Annotated in this window: 7 protein-coding genes and 4 tRNA genes; 2 read left to right on the top strand and 9 right to left on the bottom strand. The window is 43.7% G+C overall.

What is annotated here, in order from left to right:
- From CWC03_RS18070 to murB, 8 genes are all read right to left on the bottom strand, one after another.
- Positions 1–102: GTP-binding protein (locus tag CWC03_RS18070; RefSeq protein ID WP_046354627.1), on the bottom strand; the 102-nt coding region annotated here is incomplete at its 3' end.
- Positions 103–239: 137 nt separating this feature from the next.
- Positions 240–315: transfer RNA gene (locus tag CWC03_RS18075), tRNA-Thr, on the bottom strand.
- Positions 316–328: 13 nt separating this feature from the next.
- Positions 329–403, bottom strand: a tRNA-Gly gene (locus tag CWC03_RS18080).
- Between the two features lie 44 nt (positions 404–447).
- Positions 448–532, bottom strand: a tRNA-Tyr gene (locus CWC03_RS18085).
- A 48-nt stretch (positions 533–580) separates the two neighbouring features.
- Positions 581–656, bottom strand: a tRNA-Thr gene (locus CWC03_RS18090).
- Positions 657–780: 124 nt separating this feature from the next.
- Positions 781–1,473, bottom strand: a complete 693-nt coding sequence (locus CWC03_RS18095) for a type III pantothenate kinase (protein WP_138583067.1) — start codon at positions 1,471–1,473, stop codon at positions 781–783.
- Positions 1,470–2,462, bottom strand: coding sequence for a bifunctional biotin--[acetyl-CoA-carboxylase] ligase/biotin operon repressor BirA (gene birA / locus CWC03_RS18100; RefSeq protein ID WP_138583068.1), 993 nt, complete (start codon positions 2,460–2,462; stop codon positions 1,470–1,472). Before birA ends, CWC03_RS18095 begins: the two co-directional genes overlap by 4 nt.
- Positions 2,449–3,468 (bottom strand): UDP-N-acetylmuramate dehydrogenase, encoded by a 1,020-nt coding sequence (gene murB / locus CWC03_RS18105; RefSeq protein WP_138583069.1) that lies wholly within the window; start codon positions 3,466–3,468, stop codon positions 2,449–2,451. Before murB ends, birA begins: the two co-directional genes overlap by 14 nt.
- A 183-nt stretch (positions 3,469–3,651) precedes the next feature.
- Here murB and CWC03_RS18110 point away from each other — a divergent pair, with 183 nt between their 5' ends.
- Positions 3,652–5,496, top strand: a complete 1,845-nt coding sequence (locus tag CWC03_RS18110) for a M1 family metallopeptidase (RefSeq protein ID WP_138583071.1) — start codon at positions 3,652–3,654, stop codon at positions 5,494–5,496.
- 71 nt (positions 5,497–5,567) lie between these two features.
- Here CWC03_RS18110 and hemE read toward each other — a convergent pair whose 3' ends face one another.
- Entirely contained in the window at positions 5,568–6,632 is a 1,065-nt protein-coding gene (hemE, locus tag CWC03_RS18115; protein ID WP_010374544.1) for a uroporphyrinogen decarboxylase, read from the bottom strand.
- A 466-nt stretch (positions 6,633–7,098) separates the two neighbouring features.
- Here hemE and rsd point away from each other — a divergent pair, with 466 nt between their 5' ends.
- Positions 7,099–7,569 carry a sigma D regulator gene (gene rsd, locus CWC03_RS18120; RefSeq protein ID WP_138583070.1) on the top strand — a complete coding sequence of 157 codons (471 nt, stop codon included), beginning with the start codon at positions 7,099–7,101 and terminating at the stop codon, positions 7,567–7,569.
- Positions 7,570–7,616 lie beyond the last annotated feature (47 nt).

The following is a 7,616-nucleotide window of genomic DNA, read 5'->3' on the forward strand; positions in this document are numbered from 1 at the left end:
GTTAGTGATTGCTGCAGTTAGAGTTGTTTTACCGTGGTCAACGTGGCCGATAGTACCAACGTTTACGTGCGGTTTTACGCGTTCAAACTTTTCTTTTGCCATGACGAAACCTATAAGTTTTGTGTATCTAGATTACATATAAAAATAATCCACGACGAGTGTGGATTAGAATTATTCAGTCTATTATAAATATTTTTTCGACAATTCAAAGGAAGTATTTGAGAAGATTCTTCGGAGACTGGTGCTGATAGGCAGATTTGAACTGCCGACCTCACCCTTACCAAGGGTGCGCTCTACCAACTGAGCTATATCAGCACGCCAGACGAACTGGAGCGGGCAGCGGGAATCGAACCCGCATCATCAGCTTGGAAGGCTGAGGTAATAGCCATTATACGATGCCCGCTTTAGGAACCTGTTCTTAACTACCTCTAACCGTCAAGAATAAAGTGGTGGAGGGAGCTGGATTCGAACCAGCGAAGGCTGAGCCGTCAGATTTACAGTCTGATCCCTTTGGCCGCTCGGGAACCCCTCCACGTAAAATTCTTTCCTAAAGCATCCTATACAAGATAGGGTAAAAAGATGGTGCCGACTATCCGAGTCGAACGGATGACCTACTGATTACAAGTCAGTTGCTCTACCAACTGAGCTAAGTCGGCACTGCTTTAGTACGGGGCGAGATATTAGAGCAACCATTGACTCGATGCAACAGGAATATGCAAAAAATCTTAAATTTATTGTTCAAACGCTCAGTTTTAAGCCAATTCCATGACATTTTTACAGTTATTGCGGGTTTTTCCACCAAACTGACAGACCCTTGAATACCAAAAGGTCATCAAAAACCGCTGACTCGATATGGTTTTTAATAAGTTCTCCATATCCACCTGCACACAATACCAACGCAGACTCATTACTGAGTAACTGCTTTGCGCGGTGCACAAGCCCAAGCGTTGCGGCTAACGCACCATTTTTCACCGCCTCTGATGTATTTTCCGCAAACTCAGAAGCAAACGGGGTGTTATCATCACAAAACACTCGCTCTGCACGTGCTGTAATACTAGAGATCATCAAATCAATCCCTGGAACAATCCACCCCCCCAGATGCTTGCCTTCTGCAGTTACTACATCAACCGTGGTAGCGGTGCCTGAATCAATCACGATGACATCTTGTTCAGGATACAGATCATGCGCCGCCAAGACGGCGAGCCATCGATCAATGCCGAGATTTTGAAATGTAGGATAGGCACATGTTACCCCTGCGCGGCTTGCTGATACTTGTGCTTGCTCTAGCACAAGACCAAACTCGGAGGCGCGGCTTTCCACCCACTGTAATCCCGTTCCCTTTCCAACCTGAGAGCAAATAATTGCAGTTAGCTTGTGCCATTCAATATTATTTCCTTTTACAGGACTAATATGGCCTTCATGTTCAAGTGCATATTTAACTGCGGTATTACCTACGTCAATTAGCAATTTCACGATACCACCTTTCTTAACGAAATTTCACCGCCATAAAAAGCTTTAAGCTCACCATCTTGCCTAAGTAGTAAACCGCCTTGCATATCAATGCCTTCACAGATCCCACACCACTCTCTTTGCCCCGTACTCAAAGTCACCACGTCACCTTTAAAGGCATTTAGACTATTCCATTCGGTCACCATTTCACTCAGGCCAGACTCTTGATACTGGACAAGACGCTCAGACAAAGAGTGAGTGAGCTGCACCACTAACTGATTTTTATCAATTTGGCCTAAGTGCGTTTGCAGATCTGTCCACGCTTGGTCGATGTGTTTAGAAGCAGACTCTGGCATACATATATTTAGCCCAATCCCAATCACTAGGTGGCAAGGCCCTTCCACTTGCCCCTCTAGCTCAACTAAAATCCCCGCTAACTTTTGCTGATTGAGATAAATATCGTTTGGCCATTTTAATTCAACGGAAATATCATACAGGGCCTTTAACGCATCATATACCGCAAGTCCTACAGCTATGGATAAGCCCATCGCCGCTTGCATGCCAGCGTCAAACTGCCAGTAATAGCTGTAATAAAGGTTAGCACCAAAGGGCGATTGCCATACCCGACCTCTACGGCCTCTACCGGCTTGCTGCATTTCAGCCACCAAGACATGGCCTGAGCCCATATTCTGCTTGTCCTGCAAACGGCGCATCAGCTCGCTATTCGTTGAGTCTATAATTGCGTGATATTCGATTGGACACTCACTTTGAAATTGCTGTTGCCACAGGGCATTCAGCTTATTTTGATGAATAAGCGGTAAGCTATAATTGAGCTTATAGCCGCGGCCGTTTACTCGAAATATATCAACGCCCATCTCTTGCAACGCCGCAATATGCTTTGCAATAGCCGCGCGACTAATACCTAATTGCTCGCCCAACTCCTGCCCTGAGACAAACTCTCCTTTGTTCAAGGCCGCTAAAATCGTTTGTTTTTTATGCTCAGGCTTTTTCATGATATTCCACACTTTGCAACTGACATTCACCATGCTTTGTTATAAGGCGCACTTCATGCTCGAGTAACACAGCAAATTTTTGCCAAACGGTTTGCTGAATATGGCTCACTAACTGTTTTAAGTCTTCACCAGTGCTACCACCACTATGAACAAGTACCAATGCTTGTTTCTCATACACACGAATGGCTCCACGGTGGCAGCCTTTTAGATCCGCTTTGTCAATCAACCAGCCAGCCGCGAGTTTGACATGGTCATTGTCCACATCAAACGCTGGCATCTCTGGAAATTTACTTTGCAACTGAGATGCAAACGCCCTATCAACTACTGGGTTTTTAAAAAAGCTCCCAGCATTTGCAAGTGTCGCAGGATCGGGCAATTTACTGTTTCGAGTAACTATCACCGCTTCGTAAATCTCTTGTGCGGTTGCTGTATCACCCAAGCTTTGTAGTGGGCCATAACTTAGCGTTGGCTGCCAACGTTTAGGCAAAGTAAATGTCACTTCTGTAATGACAAACTTCTCTTTTAGACGATGTTTAAAGACTGAATCACGGTAGCCAAATTCACACTCTGCATTTGTTAATGTGGTGAAGCGCCGTTCGGCGATATCAAATCCTCTAACTTCGGTGATAAATTGCGATACTTCAACGCCGTAGGCGCCGATATTTTGTACCGGTGCCGCACCAACAGTACCAGGGATCAATGCGAGGTTTTCTAACCCATCGATGCCTTTATCAAGCAGCTTTGTAACAAAGTGGTGCCAGTTTTCTCCAGCTGCAACTGTAACGATATAACTGTCATCTTGTTGAGCAATATCGATACCTAAGGTCGCAAGCTTAATAACGATTCCAGCATAGTCTTCCAGAAAAATAGTATTGCTCCCTTCCCCAATTAAAAAGAAAGGACGACTGAAATCGAGCTCAACCAGCGCATGTGGATCTGTGATAACAATAAGGGACTCGCAACCCGACGGCAGCGAAAAAGTGTGATAAGACTGCAAACTTGTCACTGCAGCACCTTGTCAATATTAACTAAACTGGCGCTAGTGTAGCGCATTGCCCTGACTTACGCATTAACGTCATCTTGCCCATCATTTTATGTAACCCATCGGCTTAGACTATTTAAATGGTCAGAAATTAGTTATGTTAGCCGTTCTAATTGGGAATATTCTTTTTATAAGAGCAGCATTATGATGAAACTTTCGGCACTTACGCTCAGCCTTGCCATGGCTGGCTTTGTCCACACTGCTGATGTAAACGCAGCCGTTGACCAACACACTTACGCCAATCTTAACGATGTTATTACCACACACTTGCATTTAGACCTAGACGTTGACTTTGAAGATAAGCAGCTAGAAGGTTTTGTTGAACACACACTAGATTGGCAGAATCGCCAAGCAAGAACGCTGGTACTAGATACGCGTGACCTCGAAATCGACAAAGTGATGTATCAAGGTAAAGATGATAAATGGCATACCGCCAAGTTTGACCTTGCCAAGCGCGATGATGTGAAAGGTGCTAAGTTAACTATTCACTTTAAAGAGCAAGCAAAAAAAGCACGTATTTATTACAACAGCTTGCCAGTAGCATCAGGTCTACAGTGGTTAACACCACAGCAAACCGCAAGTAAATCTCACCCATTTATGTATAGCCAGTCTCAAGCTATTCATGCTCGTAGTTGGATCCCTGTGCAGGATACGCCAGCAATGCGTGTGACTTACTCTGCTCGCGTACATACGCCTAAAGATGTACGTGCGGTAATGAGTGCGGACAATACCGGCGCATTGTTCAAAGATGGCGATTATTGGTTTGATATGCCGCAAGCTATCCCACCGTACCTAATTGCAATTGGTGCAGGTAACCTTGAATATAAAGAAATGTCACACCAAACTGCGATTTTTGCAGAACCGCAAATCCTCGATGCCTCTGTTGCAGAGTTTAATGATACGCAAGCGATGATCGATAAAACCAATGCCATGTATGGTGAATACGCTTGGGGTAGATACGACCTGCTCATGTTGCCGCCTAGCTTCCCGTTTGGTGGTATGGAAAATCCACGCCTGTCATTTATCACGCCAACTGTAGTTGCCGGTGACAAAAGTTTAGTAAACCTAATCGCCCATGAGTTAGCGCACTCTTGGTCTGGCAACTTAGTGACCAACGCGACGTGGGAAGATCTGTGGCTAAATGAGGGTTTCACCTCTTACGTTGAAAACCGTATTATGGAAGAAGTGTTTGGTCGTGATCGCGCGGTGATGGAACAAGCGCTTGACGCTGCGGGCCTACGCGCACAACTTAAAACTATTGCCGCTCCTGATACTCGTATGAATTTAGAGCTTAATGGCCGCGATCCTGACGATGCGTTCAGCTCTGTACCTTACACTAAAGGTCAATTATTCCTTATTTATCTAGAAGAAAAGTTTGGTCGTGACAAGTTCGACAAGTTTGTTAAAACCTACTTTAACACTTTCTCTTTTAAGTCTCTGACTACTGATGAATTTGTCGCTTACTTAGACAAAAACTTGCTACAGCAATATCCTGGTATCGTGAGCTTAGAAAAAGCCAAAGAGTGGATTTATGAGCCAGGCTTGCCAAGCGATGCACCTAACCCAACTTCTGATGCTTTTGAAAAAGTGGATGCGCTCACTCAAGCTTGGCTAAAAGACGAGAAAACACTCGCAGACTTACCGACCGATTCGTGGACAGTACATGAATGGCTGCACTTTATTAATAACTTACCAAGAGATCTCGCCATTGAGCGTATGGAAGCATTGGACAAGGCATTTAAGCTGACGCAATCGACCAACGCTGAACGCGCATTTGCTTGGTATATGCTAGCAGTAGGTAACGGCTACCAAGCTATTTACCCAGACCTTGAAAAGCATCTAGTAAGTATTGGTCGTCGCAAGCTTATTGTGAATTTATACAAGTCTCTCATTAAGCATGGTAAACGTGACTGGGCTTACCGTGTTTATCAACAAGCACGTCCGGGATACCACCCACTTGCTCAAGGCACCATCGACGCCTTATTTGAATAATACATTTCAAAAACAAAAAGAGCGCTTAAATAAGCGCTCTTCTCTATCCTAAGTTTAAGTTCAAGCTTAAATTACTTGTGATATTGACGGCTAAATTCGTGAACCGCATTGATGAAAACACCTGCATTTTCAGGGTCTACATCAGGTGTAATACCATGGCCTAAGTTAAACACATGACCATTACCTTCGCCAAAGCCGGCTAATATATGCTGAACTTCTTCACGAATACGCTCATGGGTACCGTGTAGCATTGAAGGATCCATATTACCTTGTAGTGCAACTTTATCACCGACACGACGTTTTGCATCGGCAATATCAATCGTCCAATCAAGGCCAACTGCATCACACCCAGTAGCTGCAATCGCTTCAATCCATTGACCGCCGTTCTTCGTGAATAATGTCACAGGTACTTTACGGCCGTCATTTTCACGAATAAGACCGTCTACAATTTTGTGCATATATTGTAGTGAAAACTCTTTGTAGTCACGTGGGCTTAATACTCCACCCCAAGAGTCGAAGATCATCAGCGACTGAGCACCCGCTTTTACTTGCGCATTTAGGTAGTCGATAACCGAATCAGCCACTTTATCTAGCAGTAGGTGGAGTGTCTGCGGCTCTGCAAACGCCATCTTTTTAATCTTACCGAATGTTTTGCTGCTACCGCCTTCAATCATGTAAGTCGCTAGCGTCCATGGTGAGCCGGAGAAACCAATAAGTGGTACTTCACCTTTAAGCTCACGACGAATTGTGCTCACTGCATTCATTACATAACCAAGCTCATCGGTTGGATCTAATTTTGGTAGCTTTTTAACATCGTCTAACGATTGGATAGGACGCTCAAACTTTGGACCTTCACCAGTTTCAAAGTAAAGTCCAAGTCCCATTGCATCTGGAATAGTCAAAATATCGCTAAACAGAATCGCCGCATCTAGTGGATAACGACGAAGCGGCTGTAATGTCACTTCACATGCCAGTTCTGCATTTTTACAAAGGCTCATAAAGTCACCAGCTTGTGCTCTGGTGGCACGATACTCTGGTAGATAACGACCAGCTTGGCGCATCATCCATACTGGTGTGACGTCAACTGGTTGTTTTAATAGCGCTCGTAAATAACGATCGTTTTTTAATTCGCTCATAGCGTCTCTATTCCAATACTTAAATTCAATTGTGCGGATTGTATCACTAAGTACACATGGGCACTATCTAAACTATCCTTGCCAGCGTCTCGTTATGATCTAGATTAAACCTCACTTTATTAGGAACAAATTCATAAGCTTGTGTAAAAATTACCGAAACAAGCAATTAAACTGTTTGCAACACGATTAAAAGGTTGGTATAAAATTACCGCGTTAGAAAAATAACAACAAAACACCTTCAATTAGAAAAATAACAACATTACGCAACAAGCTAAACTGCTATTTTGAACCACCTTGAGTTTCTCTCGGTGGTTTTTTTATTTTTATCCTCCTGAATTTGTTAACATTCCCGATAATCAAACCAATAATCTTTTGATCTTTTTACGCTTTTACAGAAAAAATTGGTTGACCTTTTGCCCCGTTTCCCTTTCCATAGGGGTAGGTAACCCGCTTAAGGAGAATCACTATGCTTTCGCAGTTAGAACAAGCCCAACAGAAATGGGGAGGCAGCCATAGTGTAATTGATGCATGGTTAGCAGAGCGTCAGGAACTATTGGTTTTATATTATAAAGTTGCAGGATGCTCACCAACGCGAAGTGGTAAAGCACTTCCTGAGCAAGTTGACATTCAGTCATTCTGCCAGATTTTGATGGACTACCTTTCAGCTGGTCATTTTGAGATTTATGACAACATTGTAGAGGCCTGCCAAGAAAAAGGCCCTGAAAGCGCAAAATTGGCTCAGTCACTGTACCCTAGGATCACGGAGACGACTGATACCGCACTTGATTTCAACGACAAATACGCTGAAGTTAATCAAGAAACACAAGAATTAGCAGACTTCGATAACGACTTGTCTGTGTTAGGTGAAACGCTTGAGTTGCGCTTCCAATTGGAAGATGAACTGATCGATAACCTTTACTCTAATCACACTGAATAGTCTAAATTTGCGGGCACCAAAATATAAAAAAGGTGAGATAGCTATCT

The organism is Pseudoalteromonas sp. S2755, assembly GCF_005886535.1.
Lineage (GTDB): Bacteria > Pseudomonadota > Gammaproteobacteria > Enterobacterales > Alteromonadaceae > Pseudoalteromonas.

Bases quoted from the DNA above. Each gene is read 5' to 3' on its own strand.
- birA (WP_138583068.1), bottom strand. From the start codon at position 2,462: ATGAAAAAGCCTGAGCATAAAAAACAAACGATTTTAGCGGCCTTGAAC.
- CWC03_RS18110 (WP_138583071.1), top strand. From the start codon at position 3,652: ATGAAACTTTCGGCACTTACGCTCAGCCTTGCCATGGCTGGCTTTGTC.
- hemE (WP_010374544.1), bottom strand. From the start codon at position 6,632: ATGAGCGAATTAAAAAACGATCGTTATTTACGAGCGCTATTAAAACAA.
- rsd (WP_138583070.1), top strand. From the start codon at position 7,099: ATGCTTTCGCAGTTAGAACAAGCCCAACAGAAATGGGGAGGCAGCCAT.